Below are 22,571 nucleotides of genomic sequence, written 5' to 3'. Positions count from 1 at the left end.
CAAATTTTATTAGTTTATAAAAGGATATTAGTATAGTTAATACACCAATTCAGGGGTAAAATTATTGATTAAATTTTAAAATGCAACCGATTGTAATTTTATTTGATAATATTTTTCATTTAGTTTGTAAAAACCTACACCCTTGTTGCTTGCTGAATAATGAAAAGTAAAGAAATAACCATCTACGATATTGCTAAAGAGCTTGATATTTCGCCCGCTACAGTAAGTCGCGGCCTGCGCGATCATCCGGCAATAAGCCGTAAAACCAAAAAGAAAATAATGGATACGGCCCGTGCGATGGGTTATCGCTCCAATACCTTTGCCAGTAGCTTAAGGCTTAAACGTACCAATACCATTGGCGTAATTATACACCGGTTAGACAGTTATTTTGTTGCAACCGTTTTAGCGGGAATGGAAAAAGTGGCCAGCGAATCGGGCTATAACCTTATTATCAGCCAGTCATTAGAAAATACTGAAAAGGAAATTGCCAATGCCAACACCATGTTCAATAGCCGGGTTGACGGCGTAATGGCATCGCTCGCTTACGATACTGAAGACATCAGCCACTTTGAGGTTTTTATCGAAAAGAAGATCCCTTTGCTTTTCTTCGACAGGGTATATAAGCATAAAGACTGCCCCAACGTGGTGATAGATAATTATAAAGCCGCCTACGAGATCACATCCCACCTGATCGAACAGGGTTGCAAAAAAATAGTACATGTTACCGGTAACCTGAAACGCAATGTATATGCCGACAGGTTTGAAGGCTATAAAAAGGCACTCGAGGACAACGGCTTGAAATATACCGACGAGCTACTCATCATTAATTACATGGATGAGCACATTGGCCCAAATGTTGACGCCGCCAAACAGATACTCGCTATTAACCCCTTACCCGATGGCGCTTTTATTACCAATGACGCTTTTGCTGCCTATTGCATGCGCGAACTCAAACTGGCCGGCATAAGCATACCAAAAGATATCGCCATAGCGGGTTTTAATAACGACCCGATATCGGGACTGGTTGATCCTAACTTAACAACGATTAACTATCCAAGTTATGAAATGGGCGAGGTTGCCGCACGTACCCTTATTAACCATTTACGCGAAGTGACGGACATGATGTTAACCGAGTCTATCGTACTGAAATCGGAAATGATCATCAGGGGGTCATCGCTTAAAAAGGGGGCTCAGTAAAATCTATCAACCCAATAGATAATAAATTCTTACTAATAGCCTATTTTTATAAATTTGCGCCCACTAAACCAGTCAGGGATAGCAAAATAACATGCTTACAGTAGAAAAAATAGGTGGCACATCCATGAGTGCCCTTGGCGATGTCATCAAAAACATCATATTATATAACCGCGAAGGCGATGCTTTATACAACCGCATTTTTGTGGTTTCGGCATTTTCGGGGGTGACCAATTTATTGCTCGAAAACAAAAAGACCGGCGAGCCGGGCGTTTACCACCGCATTGCCAAATACCAGGATTTTCACCAGTCTATCGAAGACCTGATCATCCAGCTCCAAAACCTCAACAAAAAATATGTCGACCTGGGCCTTGACCTTGCTGCTGCCGATGAGTTCATCGAGAAGCGTGTACGCGATGCCAAGCATTACCTGGATAACCTTGCCAATATACTGGCTTCGGGCTATGTAAGCACCGAAGGCATTTTACAGGCCGCCCGCGAGATCCTCGCCTCTATCGGCGAAACCCACTCTGCCTGGGTGTTCACCAACATCTTGCAGAACATGGGCATCAACGCTACATTGGTTGATCTGAGTGGTTTCCACGATCATAAATCATACACCATCGATCAGCGCATCAAGCATACCTTCAGCCATATCGATTTCAGCAAAACCATCTGCATCGTAACCGGCTACGCCAAAGGCACCGAAGGTATTATGCGCGAGTTTGACCGTGGTTACAGCGAGGTTACCTTCTGCAAAATTGCCGTTGCCGTAAACCCCGGCGAAGCCATCATCCACAAAGAATACCACCTTTGCAGTGCCGACCCGGTTTTGGTTGGTGTAGATAATTGCGTACCCGTAGGCTTCACCAATTACGATGTTGCCGATCAGCTGGCCGATGTGGGCATGGAAGCCATCCACCCTAAAGCATCAAAGCCGCTCGAGATCAACAACATCAACCTACGTATCAAAAACACCTTCGAACCGGAGCACCCGGGCACACTCATCACCAAAGACTATGTGTGCGACAGCAAGCGTGTAGAAGTAATAACCGGCACCACCAAACTGCTCATCATCGATATTTACGACCCGCTCATGGTTGGCAACGTAGGGTCCGATTTCCGCATCATGCAGGTGTTTTACAACCTCGGCATCAGCTATAACTTTAAGGCCACCAGCGCCAACAGCATATCCATCGTTATCTGGGAGAAAGACTTCAACAAAAAGCTCATTGCCGAGCTGGAAGACCTCTTCGAAAAAGTAACCGTTGAACCCGTTGCCATGGTTTGCCTCATCGGCTCCAATATCGATCAGCCCGGCTTACTCGCTAAATCGGCAGGCGCGCTGGCAAGCAAAGGTATCGATATCAAAAGCGCCGGCTTCGCCCTGCGCCAGGTAAACATCCAGTTCCTTATCGCCCGCGAAAGCTTCGACGAAGCCATCATCGCGCTCAACAAAGCCATGTCTAACTAACAATGATCGATTGAGAGAATGATTGATTGATTGAATACCTGTCTATCCAATTTGATTGGCCGGCGGCAGGTATGCTTTTTGAACAATCAATCATTCTGTCAATCAATCCTTCAACCATTGGCTCCATTGCCATTTTCGCAATACAAAACCCAAAAACCTTGGGTAAACTTGGGTGTTTTCAGCTAATTTCGAGAACGCTAATTATCAAATTCGCAATTTAGCTGCTTGCGGGGCCTTGCGCTAAGCGCCATGGGTAACCCCAAAAAGACTTGGGTGTCTTGGGTATTCTTGGGTATTTTCATTATTTCTTTTTGTCATTCAACCATTCAGACAATCAATCCTTCAATCATTGGCAAGGGGGGGGGGATAAAGTAAGATTCAAACGTCACCCTAACCACCACGTCTTTGCGAGGCACGAAGCAATCCCTGCGCGACAGGTAACCAACAGGCATGAGGATAAAGTAAGACTCAAACGCCACCCTAACCACCACGTCTTTGCGAGGCACGAAGCAATCCCTGCGTGACAGGTAGCCAACTCTTCCCATTCAATCATTCAGACAATCAATAAATCAATAATTGAAAGGGGGGATAAAGTAAGATTTAAACGCCACCCTAACCACCACGTCTTTGCGAGGCACGAAGCAATCCCTGCGCGACAGGTAGCCAACAGGCGGGGGGGGGGGTAAAAGTAAGAATTTCAAAAAGTCCTTGATCTTTACTCCTTATTCCTTTGTAACTCCATACAAGGTACAAAATTTTGGTGGGATTTGCAAAATTTTGACATAAAACGTGACACTTTGCTATCTTCGCATACAGTCCCCAAATCTACAGGTTATTAATGTCAGAAGATCAAAAGAAGCAGCTTGAGCAGCAACTATGGAACATTGCCAACACCCTGCGTGGCAAAATGGATGCCGACGAGTTTCGCGATTATATATTAGGTTTTATATTCTATAAATACCTGTCCGAAAAAATGCACATCTATGCCGACGATATATTAAAAGAGGATGGCATAAAATACGAGAACATCAAAGAAGGCACCCAAAAAGGAGATGCTTACCTTGAGGCGATAAAAGAGGAAGCCCTCATTAAATTAGGTTACTTTTTAAAACCATCGGAACTGTTCAGCGAAATAGCCAAGCGTGGTAACGCTGATGCGGATGATGAGGATGCCGAAGTAAAAAGCAATTTTATACTACCCGACCTTGCCCGTATACTCAATAACATCGAACAAAGTACAATGGGTACCGATAGCCAGGACGATTTTGATAACCTGTTCGAAGACCTTGATCTTACCTCGACTAAACTGGGTCGTACCGAATCGGCAAAGAACTCATTGATTTCCAAAGTATTAGCACATCTAAATAAGATTGATTTTAATTTAGCTGATGCCAACTCGGATGTATTAGGCGATGCTTACGAATACCTCATTGGTAAATTTGCAAGCGGGGCAGGTAAAAAAGCCGGTGAGTTTTATACCCCGCAGGAAGTATCAAAGGTATTGGCAAAACTGGTAACTACCGGCAAAACACGGCTGCGCTCGGTGTACGATCCGGCGTGTGGATCGGGATCTTTACTTTTACGGGTAGCTAAGGAGGTTACCGAAGTAGGCAAGTTTTATGGGCAGGAGCTTAATCGCACCACCTACAATTTGGCCCGTATGAATATGATATTGCACGATGTGCATTACCGCAGGTTTGACTTGCGACAGGAAGATACATTGGAACAACCACAACATATAGGCGAACAATTCGAGGCGATAGTAGCCAATCCGCCGTTCTCGGCTCATTGGAGTGCAAGCCCTTTGCATATGGGCGACGAGCGTTTTAGCCAATACGGCAGGCTGGCGCCAAAGTCGACAGCCGATTTTGCTTTTGTACAGCACATGGTGCACCACTTGACCGATAATGGTACAATGGCAGTAGTTGTGGCGCATGGCGTACTATTCAGGGGTGGTGCAGAGGCGCACATAAGGCAATATCTAATTGAGGATCGTAACTACTTGGATGCAGTAATAGGCCTACCCGCCAACCTGTTTTATGGCACATCTATCCCCACAGCCATATTGGTATTTAAAAAATGTCGAGAGAACCCCGACAACGTTCTTTTTATTAGTTCTGCTGAATATTTTGAGAGAGGTACACAAAATTCATTACGAGAAGAAGACATTGCAAGAATAATAGAAACTTACCGTGAAAGGAACGAAGTTGATAAATTCAGTCACATTGCAACACTTGGAGAAATTTCCGACAATGATTATAACCTTAATATTCCAAGGTATGTAAATACATTCGAGGAAGAAGAAACTATAGATTTGACTACTATATCTCGTGAATTACGAGAACTTGAGGACGACATTGTTTTAATAGATAAAACTATTGCGGCTTTTTGTAGGGAACTAAATATCGATTCTCCTTTCTAAAATGGAAAATAACACAAATGCATTTCCTACATTGAGGTTTAAAGAATTTAGGTCTTCATGGAAACGTATGCCTTTAAATCAATTATTGTATGAAGCAAAACAGCGAAATTACAAGTTGAAATATGATAAATCACAAGTGCTATCTGTTTCAAAACAATTTGGAGTTGTTAATCAGATAAAACATTTGGGAAGGTCGTATGCAGGCGAATCAGTACATAATTACCATGTGTTAGAAGTAGGCGATATAGTTTATACAAAAAGTCCATTAAAAGAAAACCCATATGGCGTTATAAAAATTAATAAAGGAAAACCCGGGATCGTTTCTACTTTATATGCTGTTTACAAAGTAAATGGCAATACCGCTGATGGAACTTTTTTAGACTTCTATTTTTCGTTAGATGCAAACACAAATCGTTATTTACGACCCCTAGTGAAAAAGGGGGCAAAAAACGATATGAAAATTAATAATGCTTATGTTTTAAATGATCCGATATATGTTCCTCAAAAGAAAGAACAAAAAAAGATCGCCACATTCCTTACAGCAATCGATGACAAAATACAGCAACTTATCAGCAAAAAGGCACTTTTAGAAAAATATAAAAAGGGGGCTAGTCAACAGCTATTTGCTCGAGAGATTCGCTTTAAAGATGGGAATGGGAAAGAGTTTCCGGATTGGCAAGAAATGAAATTGGAGGATTTGATTACTATAAAATATGGCAAAGATCAAAAAGCTATTATAAGAAGTCAAGGTGCTTATCCTATATTAGGAACGGGAGGCGAAATTGGGCGAACAAATGATTTTTTATATAATAAGCCGTCAGTTTTAATTGGCCGCAAAGGAACAATTGATAATCCCAAATATATGGATACGCCATTTTGGACGGTTGACACTTTGTTTTATACCGAAGTGCATGAAAATTGCATTGCCAAATGGTTATATCATAGATTTACGATTATAAACTGGTACTTGTATAATGAAGCTTCTGGAGTTCCAAGTTTAAGTGCGTCTACCATATACAAGATAACTATTCAGCTACCATCTTTAAAAGAACAACAAAAAATAGGAGATTTTCTTTCGTCTATCGACAATAAGATCGACCTTGTAAACCAACAGCTTCAACAAGCCCAAATATTTAAAAAAGGACTAATACAACAAATGTTCATATAAATGACAACCCAGCCCGAGCAAGTTTTAGAAGATAATTTAGTTATTCAGCTGAAAGGGTTGGGATATGCGTATGTTGTCTTAAAAGATGAACAGGCCTTACTTGCTAATTTAAAAAGCCAGTTAGAAAAGCATAACGAGGTTACCATAACCGATACGGAGTTCGAGAAAACACTCAATCATTTGAACAAAGGTAACCTGTTTGAGCGGGCTAAAACTCTACGCGATAAGGTACAATACACCAAAGATAACGGCGACAGCGCGTACATCGAGTTTATAAACCAGGAGCATTGGTGCCAAAATCAGTTCCAGGTTACCCAACAGGTAACTATGCAGGGGGCTTATAAAAACCGTTATGATGTTACTATATTGGTTAATGGGCTGCCTTTGGTTCAGATAGAACTAAAGCGTCGAGGGTTGGAGTTAAAGGAGGCCTTTAACCAAACCAATCGTTACCACCGCCATAGCTACGGCGCATCGCACGGTTTATTTTTATACATTCAATTATTTGTCATCAGTAATGGCGTTAATACCAAATACTACGCTAATAACCCGCATCAGTCATTCAAACAAACTTTCTATTGGTCAGACAGGGAGAATAAGGTAATTACCCAGTTAGAGCAATTTACTAAGATATTTTTAGAACCATGCCATGTGTCAAAAATGATCACCCGCTATACAGTGCTCAACGAGGCGCAAAAAATGCTCATGATATTGCGCCCTTACCAATATTACGCATCTGAGGCTATTATTGAGCGGGTAAAAACCACCGCTAAAAACGGTTATATCTGGCATACCACGGGTTCGGGCAAAACACTCACTTCGTTCAAAGCCAGTCAGCTTTTGGTAAAACAGCCACAGGTTTACAAAGTAGTTTTCGTGGTAGATAGAAAAGACCTTGATTACCAAACCACCAAAGAGTTCAACAGCTTTAGCAAAGGTAGCATTGACGGCACTGATAATACTCAGGCATTAGTAAAACAGTTAGGCGATGATACCAAACTGATCGTTACCACCATCCAAAAACTCAATACTGCCATAAGCAAACCAGGCTACCTAAGCCGGATGGAAAAGCTGAAGGATAAGCGTATCGTTTTCATTTTCGACGAATGTCACCGCAGCCAATTCGGCGAAACACATAACCGCATAAAAGCATTCTTTAATAACCACCAGCTATTCGGCTTTACCGGCACACCGATATTTGCCGATAACGCCATAAAAAATGAATTAGGCAAACGGACGACCAAGGAACTTTTTGATGATTGTCTGCATAAATATGTGATAACCGATGCCATAAAAGATGAGAACGTATTAAAGTTTTCGGTAGAGTATGTAGGCAGGTACAAACAAAAGGAAGACAGCAACAACAACATCGATATAAAAGTTGAAGATATTGATACAAAAGAGTTGTTGGAATCGCCTGACAGGCTAAACAAGATAACGGACTATATCCTTCAAAATCACGATAAAAAAACTCACGGCCGCACATTCACCGGTATGTTCTGCGTAAGCAGTGTTGATACCCTGATTAAATACTACGAGCTATTCAAGGCCAAAAAGTTAGCCGGGGAGCATCGTCTGCGCATCGCTACCATATTTTCTTACGGTGCTAACGAAGACGATAAAGACGCCAACGGGTTTATCCCCGACCCCGAATTGGAAATAGACGACAATGCTCCGATAAACAAACATACCCGCGAAAAGCTGGACGAGTTTATTACAGATTACAATGCCATGTATGGCACCAAGTTTTCTACAAAAGACAGCCAGTCGTTTTACAATTACTATAACGACATCGCAAAAAAGGTAAAAAATAAAGAGGTAGATATATTGCTTGTAGTCGATATGTTTTTGACCGGGTTCGACAGCAAACCACTAAACACACTTTACGTTGATAAAAACTTAAAATATCACGGATTGATACAGGCCTATTCTCGTACCAACCGTATTTTAAATGAGCAAAAATCGCAAGGTAACATCGTGGTTTTTCGCAATCTAAAAGCAGCTACCGACGAAGCAATAACCTTGTTCTCAAACAAAGATGCGATAGATGTGATCATCATGCAGCCTATCGAAGACTATGTAGCGCAATTCAATAAGGGCGTTGAAGAATTGTATGCCATAACCCCAACGGTTGACAGTGTGAACTACCTTGAGCACGAAGAAGATGAATTGTCCTTTGTAAAAGCCTTCAGGGAATTACTTCGTATCAAAAACATCTTGACCACCTTTGCCGACTTTAGCTTTGACAGCCTTGGTATGACCGAGCAAACCTTTAACGACTATCGTAGCAAATACCTCGACTTATACGACAAAGTAAAGACCGATAATTCGGTAGAAAAAGTATCTATACTTAACGACGTTGATTTTGAATTGGAATTAATCCATCGCGACGAGATCAATGTATTATACATCCTGAAACTATTAGCCAAACTAAAATACGGAACGACGGAAGAACAGGCGCAGCAGCGAAAAGCCATCTTGGACTTATTGACAGGTGAAATTCAACTACGTTCAAAAAAGGAACTGATTGAAAAATTCATCATAGAGAATTTACCTCTAATTGAGGACGTTGATGAAATCCCGGCCGCATTCGATGCTTTCGTTAATGATGAAAAACGAAAAGCTTTGGTAGACTTATGTAAGCAAGAAGGCCTCGTGCCGGAAAAATTGAATGACATTATCGGCAATTACCTATTCACAGAGCGCAAGCCGCTGAGAGATGATGTATTTGACATCCTGATAGAAAAACCAAAACTATTGGAACGCAAGCCGGTGGTAGAGCGGGTAATTGATAAGGTGCTTAAATTTATTGACACTTATATCAATGGCATGCCGGAAAGTGAAACGATTGTATAACCCCCCCTCACTCATACCCCCATAATAAACTTCGCCACCTGCTCCTGCTCGGCTGGTACCGTCGTATATCCAATAGCCTTACACATAAAAAGTGACTGATCTCAAAATTCGAAATTGAAAATCCAACATTCGAAATTCTGTTAAAATGCTTAGCTTCGAATAAATTATGATTACACCCGAATTTAACCGCCCCATACGCGTGCTGGTTGCCAAAGTTGGCCTCGACGGACACGACCGAGGCGCCAAGATCATCGCTACCAGCTTACGCGATGCAGGTATGGAAGTAATTTATACCGGCCTGCGCCAAACCCCCGAAATGGTGGTGAACGCCGCCCTGCAGGAAGATGTTGACGCTATTGGCGTATCCATACTTTCGGGCGCACACATGACAGTTTTCCCCAAAATAATGGCCATCATGAAAGAAAAAGGGATGGACGATGTGTTGATTACCGGCGGGGGCATTATCCCCGAAAGTGATATGAAGGAACTGAACCAGATGGGCGTAGGGCAATTGTTCCCGCCCGGCACAACCACAAAAGATATTGTTACCTATATTACCGACTGGGTAAAAGAGCACCGTAATTTTTAACACCAATGTATTATGGCATTTGAGAACCTGCTGATTACCAATAAGGGCCGCATCCAATACATCACCATCAATCGCGAAAGCAAACTGAACGCTTTGAATGCGGTTACCCTTGCCGAGTTGCATACTGCTTTTACCGGTGCCTTTGCTAACCCCGATGTGGGCGGCATTATCATTACAGGTGCAGGGCCAAAAGCCTTTATTGCCGGTGCAGATATATCCGAGTTTGTTAATTTGAATGCCCATACCGGTCGCGAGCTGGCACAAAACGGCCATACCAAAGTTTTTGACTTGATAGCCAATGGCAGCAAGCCCGTTATAGCGGCTATAAATGGTTTCGCTTTGGGCGGAGGTTTAGAAATGGCCATGGCCTGCCATATCCGCATCGCATCCGATAATGCCAAACTGGGCCTACCCGAACTTACCCTCGGCATCATCCCCGGTTACGGCGGCACGCAACGCCTAACCCAACTGGTTGGCCGCGGCAAAGCGCTTGAAATGATCATGACATCGGATATGGTAACCGCAGCCGATGCACTTCAGTTTGGCCTGGTAAACCATGTAGTTAGCCCCGAAGAGTTGCTAACCAAAGCCGAAGAGCTATTAAATAAAATATTAAAGCGCGCGCCGCTTGCCATCGCGTCGGCCATTACCGCCGTAAACGCCGCCACCCGCAGCGATGTTAATGGTTTTGAAACCGAGATCAGCGAGTTCTCCAAATGTATGGGCACGCATGATTTTAAAGAAGGAGTAGCCGCCTTTTTAGAAAAGCGCCCTGCCGAATTTAAAGGGGAGTGATTAATTGTTTTTACCCTCTTTAACGCTTGCGTTAGAGAGGGTGGTCGGCGCAGCAACGACCGGGTGAGTCTACACCGCCGCGTGCTCAGCTTTATCTAACAACCCTTTCACTGTACCTGTCAGTTCCTCCAGCGAAAACGGCTTGGCAATAAACGCGTCCGATCCGTAATTACCTAAAGATGCCAGCACTCTTGGGTAAGCCGATAACATCACCACGGGGATATGTGCCGTTTCGGGGTTGGTTTTGATGTGATGGCAAAGTTCGCCGCCATTTATACCGGGTAATAAATAATCTATCAATACCAGGTCGGGGCCGTATTCCTTTACCGATTGTATAATGTCGTTTGTAGCGCTGATGCTTTCAGCATCATAGCCTTCGCTAAGCATCGCTTCTTTAACCATTTCCAATATATCTTCATTATCATCAAGTATCAGTATCTTTTTCAGATTGGTATCCATAGTATTTAGTTGTTGGTGATGTTGTATTTGAAGAACGGGATTATTACCTCAATATTCTATCACGGCAGTTAATAAAACGTTAAAAGCGCAAAATGTTTTCATTCATTTAACATGAAATAATTCACCTCGTTTGTTTAAAAATATGCGAAATTTAACATTCCTGACAATAAACTGACCAAAATACCATAAAAGTCAAAAAATAAAACGCTGTTAATCAATCGATTGAATAGTGTTTACTTTTGGATGATAAATCATATATGTTTTGTACCGTTACTTTGTTGCGTTAATTAAAAAACACAATAAAATAATATCACAAGATCATGAAAACTACATTTAAAATCTCAATCTTATCTTTAGCATTTGCAGCTTTATCATTAGGCGTAAACGCTCAGTCAAGTACAAAATCTAGTTCAAATAATGGTGTTCGTTTAAGCATCGGTGCAGAAGCCGGTATCCCTGTTGGCGATTTTAACAACGCTTACAATGTTAACCTTGGCGGTTCATTACAAGCAGATATCCCGGTTGCAACCGACTTATTTGTTACTGTAAACGCTGGCTACAATACCTTCTTAGGTAAAACTATCGGTGGTGTTGATGTTAAAAACATCCAATTGATACCTGCTAAAGCTGGTTTAAAGTATTTTGCTACGCCAAGCCTTTATGTACAGGCAGAAGCTGGTGCATCATTCGTAGCTAACAAAAAAGATATCGGTGCTACTAACTCTACCTTGTTCACTTACGCTCCGCAAATAGGTTATTTGTTCCCTGTTGGTGGCAAAAACTACATTGATGCAGGTGTACGTTACGAAGGTAATACCCCATTGGTAACAAACGGTAGCAACTTAGGCTTTGTTGGCTTACGTTTAGCTTACGCTTTTGGTTTGTAATAAGCATACCAACATGTTAAAAAATAGCGATGGGCCTCCAGGCTCATCGCTATTTTTGTTTATAATAATATTATCTCATAAATAAACATTGTAGAAAATTTTGCCCAAATGATAAATTGTGTGTAACTTAACCACCTGATACCTATAAAACCAGTCCGATGAAAAATATCCTGATCATTGATGATGAAGTTAATGTGGGCCTTTTGCTCTCCAAATTTCTAACCCGCAATGGCTTTAATGTTTCAACTGCTACCAGCGGTGCCACCGCAGCCGAGCAGTTAAAGAACAATAAATTCAACCTTGTACTTTGCGATTTCAGGCTGGAAGATACCGATGGGCGCGAAATGCTCAAAAAAATAAAGCGCGAGCACCCGGATACAGGGGTTATCATCATTACAGGTTACTCGGATATTAAAATGGCGGTAGAGCTCATTAAGCTTGGGGCTTATGATTATATTACCAAACCATTATACCCCGATGAGATATTAACTACCATAAATAAAGCCATTGAAACCCAAAAGGCTTTAACCGAAATTACCAATCATTCCATTCCTGCTGCTGCCCCTGCCGAAACAAGCAGGCCGGCAAAAAAAACCATCGCCTCCAACGATTTTGTTGTAGGTACCAGCCGTGCCTCAAAAGAATTGGTACACCAGATAGAGCTGGTTGCGCCAACCCTGTACAGCGTTATCATCATCGGCGAAAGCGGAACAGGAAAAGAATCAGTAGCTAAAAGTATTCACCTCAATAGCAACCGCGCAGATAAACCCTTCATTGCTATGGATTGCGGCTCACTCACTAAAGAGCTGGCCGGCAGCGAATTTTTCGGTCACGAAAAGGGATCTTTCACCGGTGCTTTAACCACCAAAATAGGCCATTTTGAGTTGGCCAATGGCGGTACTTTATTTTTGGATGAGATAGCCAACTTATCATACGATATCCAGGCAGCGCTGCTGCGTACCGTACAGGAGCGCAAAGTACGCCGCATAGGCGGCACAAAAGAGATAGATCTGGATGTGCGCATTATTGTGGCTACAAACGAGAACCTGCAGGATGCCATCCGCAACGGCAAATTCCGCGAAGATCTTTATCACCGCTTTAACGAGTTTACTATTGATCTGCCACCTCTGCGCGACCGTGGTAAAGATATCCTGTTATTAGCCGAACACTTTTTAGCCTTAGCCAACGAAGAGCTGGGCCGCCATGTGAGCCGTTTTTCGCCCGAAGTTACCGAGTGTTTATTGAACTACCGGTGGCAAGGCAACATTCGCGAACTGAAGAACGTGGTACGCCGCGCAGCTTTACTAACCGAAGGCGAAGAGGTGCAAATAAAAGCCTTGCCTTTAGAAATGACCATTAACTCGCGTCCAATGATGGCAGAGGCAGTATTCGCTCCAACCGGCCACACGCCTGTTAAAGAAATTAAGCACGACCTGAAGAACGCCGCCATGGAGGCCGAATACGAAACTATTTTGCGCGTATTGCGCGAGGTAAACTTTAACAAAACCAAAGCTGCCGAAATTTTAAAAATAGACCGTAAAACCCTCTACAATAAAATGAAAGCCAACAACCTTGATAAATAATAACCTGATGAGCGATGAGCAAAAACCCGATGAGGGACATATTTTAAGGCACGATATAAAAAACCAGCTTTCAAATATCATTTTGGCAGTTGAGCAATTGCGCTATGAAATACCCAACCCAAACGACGATTGCAAATTTTACCTCGACGCTATTGCCACAAGCTGTAACAATATTAACAGCATTTTAAACAAACCTTAATTGTAATATCACACAAACATTTGAGCTTTATTTTGTTTATAATGCATAAATTAAACAAAGCCCAATGTCAATATTTAACTATAAACAACGCAATAACATTATACTGGTTGGTATAGTTATTTTAGGATGCTTTTTAGTTTTTGCCTTACGCGGACTAACCAATTCAATTTTAGGGGCTATTGTACTGTTCACCATATTCAGGCCGGTATATTTAAACCTTACCGAAAAGCGGCGCTGGGGTAGCGGCCGGGCAACAACGCTCATCATAGTCATTTCCTTTATTGCTATTGTTATCCCATTTTTAGCAGTGAGCATTTTGGTTGTCAATAAGATAAGCGAGCTGGCCTCGTCGCATTTACCTATACAGGAGTGGCTTAGTAAGGTTGATGCCTTTGCGGGATCGCACCTTAACCAGCCCCACTTTGTAGATACCATAAATATTAACGAAAAGGTAGGGAACTTTGTAACCAACCTGTTCCCCTCTATTTTAAGCAGCGCGGCTGATATTTCGCTTACCATATTGGTGATGTATTTTTTGCTCTTCTATATGTTTACCCAAATAAAAGAGTTTGAGGCTACGCTGGTAAGGTATGCGCCTTTTAGAGAAGTACACGCGCTAAAATTCGCATCAGAGTTACGCAACGCTACTTACTCAAACGTTTTGGGGCAGGGCATCATCTCCTTATCGCAAGGCATTATATTTGCTATTGGCCTAACCATAGTTGATTTTCCCGACCCTATATTCTGGGGAGTGATCGGTACATTCATATCTTTTTTGCCCGTGGTGGGCGTGCCTGTTATGTCAATTGCTTTCAGCATCATCTTATTTTTTAACGGGCATACCTGGAAGGGTTTCTTTTTATTGGGCTGGGGCTTTGTATTGGTGGTTTACCTGGATAATTACCTGCGCCTGTTTATTAATAAGCGCGTTGCCAATACGCACCCGCTCATTACCATTATTGGTGTAGTTATAGGCATACCCTTATTTGGTATATTGGGTTTAGTTTTTGGCCCGGTTTTACTATCGTTCTTTTTGTTGCTGGTAGAAATATATGAAACCAACCGCATGGCCGAAGAGCGTTTAGACAGGATAAACACCAATAATGATGAATAATATCAAAACAATCTGTTAAAAACAGGGTTGATTAGTTAGTAATTAATGGCATTTGATGTAGTTTTGTAATAAAGACATAATAATCAATCATATCACAATTAAACACAAAGTATTATGAAAGACGATACCAAAATAGTAGTTGCGCTGTTGGCAGGGTTAGCGGCAGGCGCGGCATTAGGCATTTTATTTGCACCGGATTCAGGCTCTGAAACACGCGACAAATTATCCGAATCATTAAAAAACCTTGGCGATTCGATAAAAGAAACCGCTTCTGCCGAGATCAACAACCTTGCAGGTTTGAAAGACAAAGTATTTAACAACCTTAAAAATAAAGCCAAGGGTGTTGAAGAAGAATACCAGGACGATATAGAACACGCATAATATAGCATCCCGCCCCCACTGGCGGGATGTTTAATAAATACCATATGGAAAGCACAAACGGCGAAAAGCCAGGCCTAACCGACCAGGTTAAGCAATATATTGAAACCCGTATTAAACTTGCCCGCCTGCAGGCCATTGAAAAGGGCACATCTTTTTCGGCAAGTTTAATTACCGAGGTTTTTGTGCTTTTGTGTACCGCGGTAACCATCCTGTTTTTTAGCATAACACTTGCATTATACCTGGGTGCAACTTTAGGTGCTTATTGGATGGGCTTTGGCATTGTGGCCTTAATTTATCTTTTTATTGCTGTATTTGTTGCCGTGTTTGATAAGAAATTCATCGAACCTAAGATCATCAACTTCCTGATCAAAAAACTATTGGGAAAGAAAGGGGAAGAAAATGGCGATCAATAATATTAACGATCTGAGGGCAGAAATAGCCCTCCTTAAGGTTCAGAAAACGGAACAGGAAGCTGCTATAAAAAAACACTTCAGCAGCCCATCGGCCATATTTTCCACTATATTCTCTGGGTTTAGTTCCAATCCTGCAAAAGACAATCTCTTTAATGTGGAAGACCTGGTGGCTTTGGCATCAAGGCTGTTTTTACCTTTCGCATTAAACAAAACCCTGTTCAGAAATTCAAACTTCCTGGTAAAAATGCTGGTTAACCTCGTATCGCAAAAGGCATCGGGTATTATCAACCACGAAACCGTTTCTACCGTTTGGGATAAGATCAGATCATTCATCCCATTGGGCAAAAAAGATAAAAAGAAACCGGTAGATTACGGTATTCCGCCGCTTAGCGAAAGCTATTAATTAACAGTTTGTTCAGTAAGCTTTAAAAAATCCTGGTAGGCAAGCGCTAAACCCTCTTCAAGGTCTACCTTATGTTTCCAGCCCCAGCTATGCAATTTCGATACATCCATTAACTTGCGTGGCGTACCATCGGGCTTAGTGGTATCAAAATCAATATCGCCTTCGTAACCAACTGTTTTCTTCACCAGCATAGCCAGGTCTTTAATTGACAGGTCATGCCCGGTACCAATGTTGATCAGGTTGGGTTCGCTGTAGTTCTGCATCAGGTAATAGCATGCTTCGGCCAAATCATCAGCAAACAAAAACTCACGTTTAGGTGATCCTGTTCCCCAAATGGTAACGTTTGGCACACCATTGGCTTTTGCCTCATGGAAACGGCGTATTAAAGCCGGCAATACGTGCGAATTTTGCGGGTGATAGTTATCGTTATAACCATACAGGTTAGTAGGCATTACCGAAATATAGTTACAGCCATATTGCGCGCGATAAGCATCGCACATTTTAATGCCTGCTATTTTAGCAATGGCGTAAGGCTCGTTAGTATCTTCCAGCAACCCTGTTAACAGGTATTCTTCCTTTAAAGGCTGTGGCGCCATCTTCGGGTATATACAGCTCGAACCCATAAACAACAGCTTTTTAACATTGTTAAGGTACGAGTTATGGATCACGTTGTTTTGTATCTGTAAATTATCATACAAAAACTCAGCGCGGTAAGTATTATTGGCAACAATGCCCCCTACTTTGGCAGCACATAAAAACACATAATCAGGTTTTTCTTCTGCAAAAAACTCAGTTACTGCAACCTGGTCGCGCAGGTCAAGTTCTTTTGAGCCGCGGGTAACAAAATTTGTAAAACCCTCTTTAACCAGTTTACGGTGTATAGCCGAACCTACCATACCACGGTGCCCGGCGATGTATATTTTTGCGTCTTTTTCCAAAATATATTGTCTTTTGCTCAAATATATAAACTCTATCCGTACCAATAAAAAAGGAAAAGCTATTTTTACATTTTTTAGAATAAACGTGGGAAAAGATAAGATAAGACGCTTTGCCGAAATTGCGGACTTTGCTAATGTACTGCAACTTGACGAAGGCAAACCAATGAAGGGCCAATGGGCCAACAACTTTTTTAAGAATGATAAACCGGTAGTATTAGAGCTGGCATGCGGCAAAGGCGAATACACCGTTAACATGGCGCGCCTCTTCCCGGATAAAAATTTTATCGGGATTGATTATAAGGGCAACCGCATTTGGCGCGGTGCAAAAACGGCTATTGAAGATGGCATCAGCAATGTGGCTTTCCTGCGCATACAGATCGAGACATTGTTAGATTACTTTGCTCCCGGCGAGGTAGAAGAAATATGGATCACCTTCCCCGACCCACAGCCGCAGATCAGCCGCGAAAAGAAACGCCTGACATCCAAACGTTTTTTGGATATGTATAAGATAGTGCTTCAACCAAACGGCGTGGTACACTTAAAAACCGATAACGACGGCCTGCACGCTTATACCGTAGAAAAAATAGCAGAGTATGGCCTGAACAAACATATCCAAACAGAAGACCTGTACCATTCGGCTTTTGTTACCGAAGTGCTCTCCATAAAAACATATTACGAGGGTAAATACCTGGCGCATAATAAAAACATCAACTACGTTAAATTTTCGTTTGAATAGCCATGCACAAAAAAACGCAGGAAGATTCATTTTACGATAAGGTGTACGCCGTAGCACGCCAGATACCACATGGGCGAGTAACATCCTACGGTGCCATTGCCAACTTCCTGGGTACGGCAGGCACATCGCGCATGGTGGGTTACGCAATGGGTAACTGCCCGGGCCTTATGCCGCCTGTCCCTGCGCACCGTGTAGTAAACCGTATTGGCCTGCTCACCGGCAAGCACCATTTTGGCAGCCCCACCATGATGCAGCAATTATTGGAAAACGAAGGCGTTGAAATTGAAGATGATAAAGTAAAGAACTTTAAAAAATTGCTCTGGGACCCGGCGATAGAGTTAAACTATGACGACTATAAATAAAAAAGATTGTCATTTCGAGCGAGCGCAGCGGCGAGAAAACTTCTCAAAGCGAGCGTAGCGTCAATGCATAGCACTGCAACAACCAAACAACTCAATAACCTAATAACTCAACAACTACCCCCATGGGAAAACTAATAGACGACTTTGAAACCTATCGTACCAAAATGAACGACAGGATAATGGAATCATCAAACACCAATATCAAACGTTTTTTTGCTTTAGATACCACTACCTATGCCGATGGCGCGTTGGATGTAAAAACCAAAGAAATGCTGGGCCTGGTAGCCAGTATGGTTTTGCGTTGCGATGACTGCATAAAATACCATTTAGGTAAATGCCACGAGGCAGGCGTAAAGCATGACGAATTGAATGAGGTATTTATGATAGCTAACCTGGTGGGCGGATCGATAGTAATACCACATTACCGCAGGGCGGTGGAGTATTGGGATGAGTTAAATGAGATCTAAGTCCTGAGTCGAGAGTCTTGAGTCAGGAGTCGTAGTATTTGTTATTTTATTTACATTGCGATAAATATTAAAAGCAAGCTAAATGGGCTCATTTCGAGATTTGATCGCATATAAAAAAGCTTTTTCATTGTCGATGGAAATCTTTTGGTTAAGTAAAAGTTTTCCTAAAGAAGAAACCTATAGCTTGATTGACCAGATAAGGCGCTCATCAAGGTCAGTATTTGCATCAATTGCCGAATCTTACAAAAAGCGTAAATACCCAAATCACTTTGTTAGTAAGCTCACCGACGCCGATATGGAAAATAGCGAAACACAAGCCTGGCTTGATGCAGCATTAGCTTGTAAATATATCGACCAGGAAAAATTCGACTCGTTAGATAAGCAAGCCGATGAAATATCAAGGCTATTAATTTACATGATCAATAATCACGAAAAATTTAAATAAGATGCTTCAAGACTCAAATCTTTCGACTCAAGACTTAGGACTCAAGACTCCGGACTTAACCCGCTGCCGCTGGTGCGGAACCGACCCGCTTTACATGGAATACCACGATAAAGAATGGGGCAAAGAAGTTCACGATGACGAAACCCTATTCGAGTTCTTAGTACTGGAATCTGCCCAGGCAGGCTTAAGCTGGATCACCATATTAAAACGCCGCGAAGGCTACCGCCGGGCTTTCGCCAATTTTGATGTGCAAAAGGTTGCGGCCTTTACGGATGAAGATGCCCAACGCATTTTACAGGATGAAGGCATCATCCGCAATAAGCTCAAAGTATATTCAACCATTACCAATGCCCGGCTGTTCATCGCCATACAAAAGGAATTTGGCTCGTTCAATAAATACCTGTACAGTTTTATGCCGGGTGGCAAGGCTATAAATAACAGCAATACAAAGGGTCATATCATTCCGGCGCGAACAGATATCTCCGACGCGATAGCCAAAGACATGAAAAAGCGTGGCTTCAAATTCTTCGGCACCACCATTTGTTATGCGCATATGCAGGCAACAGGTATGGTGAATGACCATGTGTTTGATTGCTCATTTAAATAGGACGTCACAACGCCCTCCCCTGACGAGGGAATCGCATAGGGCCATATATAAAATTGAAGCGATTGCCGACTTTATCTTTCCTTATAAACGTTCATTTATTAACTTCGTAACATCGGTGTCGAGCCAAACCCTAATCGGTGAAATCAAAAGCAATCGGTGAAATCATAGTATGAAAAAATTATTTCTTTTAGATGGTATGGCCCTGGTATACCGGGCGCATTTTGCAATGAGCAAAGCTCCGCGATTTACTTCGGGCGGGGTAAACACTTCGGCGGTAATGGGCTTTACCAATACCTTGCTGGAGGTTTTACGTAAAGAAAAACCAACCCACATGGCCGTAGTTTTTGATACCGAAGCCCCCACCGAGCGCCACACCGATTTCGAAGCATACAAGGCCCACCGCCAGGCCATGCCCGAAGATCTGGCCGCTGCCCTGCCTTACATATTTAAAGTAATATTAGGTTTCAAAATCCCGCTCATCACTTCGGATGGTTTTGAGGCCGATGATATTATAGGCACCCTCGCCAAAAAAGCTGAAGCCAAAGGTTACCAGGTGTATTGTATGACACCCGATAAAGATTTTGCGCAGTTAGTATCCGATAATATTTTCATCTACAAACCGGCACGCATGGGAAACGAGATGGAAATAATGGGCGTAAAAGAAGTATTGGCCAAATGGGAAATTGAAAACCCGCTGCAGGTAATAGATATTTTAGGCCTTTGGGGCGATGCTGTAGATGGTATTCCCGGTATCCCCGGCGTAGGCGAAAAAACGGCCAAGCAACTGATCAAAACTTATGGTTCGATGGAAAACATCATTGAGCACGCGCATGAGCTGAAAGGCAAATTGCAGGAAAACGTAATCAATTTCGCGCAGCAAGGCTTAATGTCTAAAAAACTGGCGACCATTATTTTGGATGCCCCTGTTGAATTAGACGAAGAAGGCCTGGAAATGTGCGACCCAAGTAAGGATCTGTTAGAACCCCTGTTCGCTGAATTAGAGTTCAGGACTTTGGGCCGCCGTGTGTTTGGTGATGGATTTAGTATCACCGAAACCAAGGCGGTATCTATCCAAACAGACCTGTTTGGCGCACCTGTTGATGAAGGACGCACCACTATGGTTGTAGATGAAATTGACATCAGCGATGTTGAACCAGCCGTTGCGTTAACTAACATTGGCAATACAGAGCACACGTACCATTTAGCCGATACGCCCGCAAAACGTGCAGAGCTGATCGCGATACTCAGCCAACAAAGCAGCTTTTGTTTTGATACCGAAACCACCGGGACAGATGCTAACCAATGCGAATTAGTGGGCCTGTCATTCTCGGTTAAAAAGGGCGAGGCCTGGTATGTGCCCGCTTCCGCGGATTGCGATTTGGCAACCACGATGATACAGGAGTTTAAGGAGCTATTTGAAAACCCCGCCATCGGTAAAATAGGCCAAAACATTAAGTTCGATATCCTGGTGCTTAAATATTACGGCATTACCATGGCGGGCGAATTGTTTGATACCATGCTGGCCCATTACGTGATCGATCCGGATACGCGTCATGGTATGGATATCCTTTCGGAGAATTATTTGGGTTACTCGCCCGTTTCCATTACTGAGCTCATTGGCGCCAAAGGCAAAAACCAGGGCAACATGCGCGATGTAGAGATAGAAAAAATAAAAGAATACGCCGCCGAGGATGCCGACATCACGCTACAGCTAAAACACATTTTCGAACCAAAACTAAAAGAAGTTAATGCAGAAAAACTGGCCATGGAAATTGAAAATCCATTAGTTTATGTATTGGCTGATATTGAATTTGAAGGTGTACGGATAGACCATGATACACTGAAAGAATTTTCGAAAGAGTTGGAAACAGATATTGCCAAACTGGAGAAAACAGTGTACGAAAAAGCGGGGGTAAAATTCAACGTAGCATCGCCAAAACAATTGGGCGAAGTATTGTTCGAAAAATTGCAGCTTGATCCCAAAGCTAAAAAAACCAAAACAGGCCAGTACCAAACGGGCGAAGATGTGCTGTTAGCGCTTGCCGCGAAGAGTGATATCGTTCGCGATATTTTGGATTTCCGCCAGCTGCAAAAGCTAAAATCAACTTACGTGGATGCATTACCTTTAATGGTTAATGCAAAAACAGGCCGTGTACATACATCATACAACCAGGCCGTGGCCGCAACGGGCAGGCTAAGTTCCAACAATCCCAACCTGCAGAATATCCCTATCCGTACCGAGCGTGGCCGCGAAGTGCGTAAAGCGTTCATACCACGTAATGATGACCATGTTATCGTATCGGCGGATTATTCGCAAATAGAACTGCGCATCATTGCCGAGATCAGCAAGGATGCCAATATGATGGATGCCTTTATCCAGGGTATCGATATTCATACCGCTACAGCTGCCAAAGTTTATGGCAAAACCATTGAAGAGGTTGATAGCACCATGCGCCGCAACGCCAAGGCGGTAAACTTTGGTATCATTTACGGGCAATCAGCATTCGGCTTATCGCAAAACCTGGGTATTCCCCGCAAAGAGGCGGCCGACATTATTGAACAATATTTTGCGCAATACCCCGGCATTAAACAGTATATGGCCGATACCATGAATTTTGCCCGCGAGAATGGCTTTGTACAAACCCTGATGGGCCGTAGGCGGTACCTGCGCGATATTAACTCGGCAAACCAAACCGTACGTGGCTTTGCCGAGCGGAATGCCATTAATGCCCCCATACAAGGCTCTGCTGCCGATATGATCAAGATAGCCATGATCAACATTCACCACGAGTTTAAGGCGCACAAATTCGATTCGCGCATGACCATGCAGGTGCATGATGAGTTGGTGTTCGATGTCCATAAAAACGAGATCGAACTGGTAAAACCCATCATTATGGAAAACATGAAGAATGCCATAAAAACCGAAGTACCAATTGTGGTAGAGATAGGCACCGGCAATAACTGGCTCGAGGCGCATTAAACAGCCCAATCATCATTTCTGGCATCAGGCTTAAATTTTGCAAATTTAAGCCTGATTATTTTATCTGTATGCCGTTAAAATACCCAACTATGGGTATTG

The 22,571-nt window shown here is 42.7% G+C and carries 22 protein-coding genes; 20 read left to right on the top strand and 2 right to left on the bottom strand.

The window, feature by feature from the left end; genetic code table 11:
* Positions 1-159 precede the first annotated feature (159 nt).
* The 7 genes from KXQ82_RS00225 to KXQ82_RS00195 all read left to right on the top strand — a co-directional run bounded on the left by KXQ82_RS00225 (position 160) and on the right by KXQ82_RS00195 (position 10,498).
* Positions 160-1,197: a LacI family DNA-binding transcriptional regulator gene (locus tag KXQ82_RS00225; RefSeq protein WP_219485673.1), complete on the top strand. Its 1,038-nt coding sequence runs from the start codon at positions 160-162 to the stop codon at positions 1,195-1,197.
* A gap of 91 nt (positions 1,198-1,288) precedes the next feature.
* Positions 1,289-2,668: an aspartate kinase gene (locus KXQ82_RS00220; protein ID WP_219485670.1), complete on the top strand. Its 1,380-nt coding sequence runs from the start codon at positions 1,289-1,291 to the stop codon at positions 2,666-2,668.
* Between the two features lie 838 nt (positions 2,669-3,506).
* Positions 3,507-5,090 (top strand): type I restriction-modification system subunit M, encoded by a 1,584-nt coding sequence (locus KXQ82_RS00215; protein WP_219485668.1) that lies wholly within the window; start codon positions 3,507-3,509, stop codon positions 5,088-5,090.
* 1 nt (position 5,091) lies between these two features.
* Positions 5,092-6,258: a restriction endonuclease subunit S gene (locus KXQ82_RS00210; RefSeq protein ID WP_219485653.1), complete on the top strand. Its 1,167-nt coding sequence runs from the start codon at positions 5,092-5,094 to the stop codon at positions 6,256-6,258.
* On the top strand, positions 6,259-9,114 hold the full coding sequence (locus KXQ82_RS00205; RefSeq protein WP_219485651.1) for a type I restriction endonuclease subunit R: 2,856 nt from the start codon (positions 6,259-6,261) through the stop codon (positions 9,112-9,114).
* 166 nt (positions 9,115-9,280) lie between these two features.
* The gene (locus tag KXQ82_RS00200; protein ID WP_219485641.1) at positions 9,281-9,703 is read left to right on the top strand and encodes a cobalamin B12-binding domain-containing protein; all 423 of its coding nucleotides are present in this window, start codon (positions 9,281-9,283) and stop codon (positions 9,701-9,703) included.
* Between the two features lie 12 nt (positions 9,704-9,715).
* Positions 9,716-10,498 carry an enoyl-CoA hydratase/isomerase family protein gene (locus KXQ82_RS00195; RefSeq protein WP_219485639.1) on the top strand — a complete coding sequence of 261 codons (783 nt, stop codon included), beginning with the start codon at positions 9,716-9,718 and terminating at the stop codon, positions 10,496-10,498.
* A 69-nt stretch (positions 10,499-10,567) separates the two neighbouring features.
* Here KXQ82_RS00195 and KXQ82_RS00190 read toward each other — a convergent pair whose 3' ends face one another.
* The gene (locus KXQ82_RS00190; protein ID WP_219485636.1) at positions 10,568-10,957 is read right to left on the bottom strand and encodes a response regulator transcription factor; all 390 of its coding nucleotides are present in this window, start codon (positions 10,955-10,957) and stop codon (positions 10,568-10,570) included.
* A gap of 320 nt (positions 10,958-11,277) precedes the next feature.
* On the opposite strand from KXQ82_RS00190, the gene KXQ82_RS00185 reads away from it, so the two are divergent.
* The 7 genes from KXQ82_RS00185 (at position 11,278) to KXQ82_RS00155 (ending at position 15,937) form a co-directional block, all read left to right on the top strand.
* The gene (locus tag KXQ82_RS00185) at positions 11,278-11,844 is read left to right on the top strand and encodes a hypothetical protein (RefSeq protein ID WP_219485634.1); all 567 of its coding nucleotides are present in this window, start codon (positions 11,278-11,280) and stop codon (positions 11,842-11,844) included.
* Between the two features lie 158 nt (positions 11,845-12,002).
* Positions 12,003-13,427 carry a sigma-54-dependent transcriptional regulator gene (locus KXQ82_RS00180; RefSeq protein WP_219485622.1) on the top strand — a complete coding sequence of 475 codons (1,425 nt, stop codon included), beginning with the start codon at positions 12,003-12,005 and terminating at the stop codon, positions 13,425-13,427.
* 7 nt (positions 13,428-13,434) lie between these two features.
* Positions 13,435-13,626 (top strand): hypothetical protein, encoded by a 192-nt coding sequence (locus KXQ82_RS00175; RefSeq protein ID WP_219485619.1) that lies wholly within the window; start codon positions 13,435-13,437, stop codon positions 13,624-13,626.
* 64 nt (positions 13,627-13,690) lie between these two features.
* Positions 13,691-14,740 (top strand): AI-2E family transporter, encoded by a 1,050-nt coding sequence (locus tag KXQ82_RS00170; RefSeq protein ID WP_219485616.1) that lies wholly within the window; start codon positions 13,691-13,693, stop codon positions 14,738-14,740.
* Positions 14,741-14,854: 114 nt separating this feature from the next.
* The gene (locus KXQ82_RS00165; RefSeq protein ID WP_219485613.1) at positions 14,855-15,121 is read left to right on the top strand and encodes a YtxH domain-containing protein; all 267 of its coding nucleotides are present in this window, start codon (positions 14,855-14,857) and stop codon (positions 15,119-15,121) included.
* 44 nt (positions 15,122-15,165) lie between these two features.
* The gene (locus KXQ82_RS00160; protein ID WP_219485610.1) at positions 15,166-15,534 is read left to right on the top strand and encodes a phage holin family protein; all 369 of its coding nucleotides are present in this window, start codon (positions 15,166-15,168) and stop codon (positions 15,532-15,534) included.
* Positions 15,521-15,937 carry a hypothetical protein gene (locus KXQ82_RS00155; RefSeq protein ID WP_219485607.1) on the top strand — a complete coding sequence of 139 codons (417 nt, stop codon included), beginning with the start codon at positions 15,521-15,523 and terminating at the stop codon, positions 15,935-15,937. Before KXQ82_RS00160 ends, KXQ82_RS00155 begins: the two co-directional genes overlap by 14 nt.
* Here the strand turns inward: KXQ82_RS00155 and KXQ82_RS00150 are convergent.
* On the bottom strand, positions 15,934-16,875 hold the full coding sequence (locus KXQ82_RS00150; RefSeq protein WP_219485605.1) for a GDP-L-fucose synthase family protein: 942 nt from the start codon (positions 16,873-16,875) through the stop codon (positions 15,934-15,936). The two genes, KXQ82_RS00155 and KXQ82_RS00150, sit on opposite strands and share 4 nt — an antisense overlap.
* A gap of 85 nt (positions 16,876-16,960) precedes the next feature.
* Here KXQ82_RS00150 and trmB point away from each other — a divergent pair, with 85 nt between their 5' ends.
* The 6 genes from trmB (at position 16,961) to polA (ending at position 22,472) form a co-directional block, all read left to right on the top strand.
* Positions 16,961-17,611, top strand: coding sequence for a tRNA (guanosine(46)-N7)-methyltransferase TrmB (trmB, locus tag KXQ82_RS00145; protein WP_219486869.1), 651 nt, complete (start codon positions 16,961-16,963; stop codon positions 17,609-17,611).
* A gap of 2 nt (positions 17,612-17,613) precedes the next feature.
* Positions 17,614-17,973 carry an MGMT family protein gene (locus KXQ82_RS00140; RefSeq protein ID WP_219485595.1) on the top strand — a complete coding sequence of 120 codons (360 nt, stop codon included), beginning with the start codon at positions 17,614-17,616 and terminating at the stop codon, positions 17,971-17,973.
* A gap of 122 nt (positions 17,974-18,095) precedes the next feature.
* Positions 18,096-18,440, top strand: coding sequence for a carboxymuconolactone decarboxylase family protein (locus tag KXQ82_RS00135; RefSeq protein ID WP_219485584.1), 345 nt, complete (start codon positions 18,096-18,098; stop codon positions 18,438-18,440).
* Positions 18,441-18,522: 82 nt separating this feature from the next.
* Entirely contained in the window at positions 18,523-18,885 is a 363-nt protein-coding gene (locus tag KXQ82_RS00130) for a four helix bundle protein (RefSeq protein WP_219485582.1), read from the top strand.
* A gap of 1 nt (position 18,886) precedes the next feature.
* The gene (locus tag KXQ82_RS00125) at positions 18,887-19,492 is read left to right on the top strand and encodes a DNA-3-methyladenine glycosylase I (RefSeq protein ID WP_219485571.1); all 606 of its coding nucleotides are present in this window, start codon (positions 18,887-18,889) and stop codon (positions 19,490-19,492) included.
* Positions 19,493-19,661: 169 nt separating this feature from the next.
* Positions 19,662-22,472 (top strand): DNA polymerase I, encoded by a 2,811-nt coding sequence (gene polA, locus KXQ82_RS00120; protein ID WP_219485556.1) that lies wholly within the window; start codon positions 19,662-19,664, stop codon positions 22,470-22,472.
* The last annotated feature ends 99 nt before the right edge of the window (positions 22,473-22,571 follow it).

This window comes from Mucilaginibacter rivuli, from assembly GCF_019391655.1.
Lineage (GTDB): Bacteria > Bacteroidota > Bacteroidia > Sphingobacteriales > Sphingobacteriaceae > Mucilaginibacter > Mucilaginibacter rivuli.
The sequence above is the reverse complement of the archived record's forward strand: the minus strand, read 5'-3'. Positions and strand labels throughout refer to the sequence as shown.

Coding starts and splice junctions, on each gene's coding strand:
- KXQ82_RS00225 (WP_219485673.1), top strand. CDS start 160: ATGAAAAGTAAAGAAATAACCATCTACGATATTGCTAAAGAGCTTGAT.
- KXQ82_RS00220 (WP_219485670.1), top strand. CDS start 1,289: ATGCTTACAGTAGAAAAAATAGGTGGCACATCCATGAGTGCCCTTGGC.
- KXQ82_RS00215 (WP_219485668.1), top strand. CDS start 3,507: ATGTCAGAAGATCAAAAGAAGCAGCTTGAGCAGCAACTATGGAACATT.
- KXQ82_RS00210 (WP_219485653.1), top strand. CDS start 5,092: ATGGAAAATAACACAAATGCATTTCCTACATTGAGGTTTAAAGAATTT.
- KXQ82_RS00205 (WP_219485651.1), top strand. CDS start 6,259: ATGACAACCCAGCCCGAGCAAGTTTTAGAAGATAATTTAGTTATTCAG.
- KXQ82_RS00200 (WP_219485641.1), top strand. CDS start 9,281: ATGATTACACCCGAATTTAACCGCCCCATACGCGTGCTGGTTGCCAAA.
- KXQ82_RS00195 (WP_219485639.1), top strand. CDS start 9,716: ATGGCATTTGAGAACCTGCTGATTACCAATAAGGGCCGCATCCAATAC.
- KXQ82_RS00190 (WP_219485636.1), bottom strand. CDS start 10,957: ATGGATACCAATCTGAAAAAGATACTGATACTTGATGATAATGAAGAT.
- KXQ82_RS00185 (WP_219485634.1), top strand. CDS start 11,278: ATGAAAACTACATTTAAAATCTCAATCTTATCTTTAGCATTTGCAGCT.
- KXQ82_RS00180 (WP_219485622.1), top strand. CDS start 12,003: ATGAAAAATATCCTGATCATTGATGATGAAGTTAATGTGGGCCTTTTG.
- KXQ82_RS00175 (WP_219485619.1), top strand. CDS start 13,435: ATGAGCGATGAGCAAAAACCCGATGAGGGACATATTTTAAGGCACGAT.
- KXQ82_RS00170 (WP_219485616.1), top strand. CDS start 13,691: ATGTCAATATTTAACTATAAACAACGCAATAACATTATACTGGTTGGT.
- KXQ82_RS00165 (WP_219485613.1), top strand. CDS start 14,855: ATGAAAGACGATACCAAAATAGTAGTTGCGCTGTTGGCAGGGTTAGCG.
- KXQ82_RS00160 (WP_219485610.1), top strand. CDS start 15,166: ATGGAAAGCACAAACGGCGAAAAGCCAGGCCTAACCGACCAGGTTAAG.
- KXQ82_RS00155 (WP_219485607.1), top strand. CDS start 15,521: ATGGCGATCAATAATATTAACGATCTGAGGGCAGAAATAGCCCTCCTT.
- KXQ82_RS00140 (WP_219485595.1), top strand. CDS start 17,614: ATGCACAAAAAAACGCAGGAAGATTCATTTTACGATAAGGTGTACGCC.
- KXQ82_RS00135 (WP_219485584.1), top strand. CDS start 18,096: ATGGGAAAACTAATAGACGACTTTGAAACCTATCGTACCAAAATGAAC.
- KXQ82_RS00130 (WP_219485582.1), top strand. CDS start 18,523: ATGGGCTCATTTCGAGATTTGATCGCATATAAAAAAGCTTTTTCATTG.
- KXQ82_RS00125 (WP_219485571.1), top strand. CDS start 18,887: ATGCTTCAAGACTCAAATCTTTCGACTCAAGACTTAGGACTCAAGACT.
- polA (WP_219485556.1), top strand. CDS start 19,662: ATGAAAAAATTATTTCTTTTAGATGGTATGGCCCTGGTATACCGGGCG.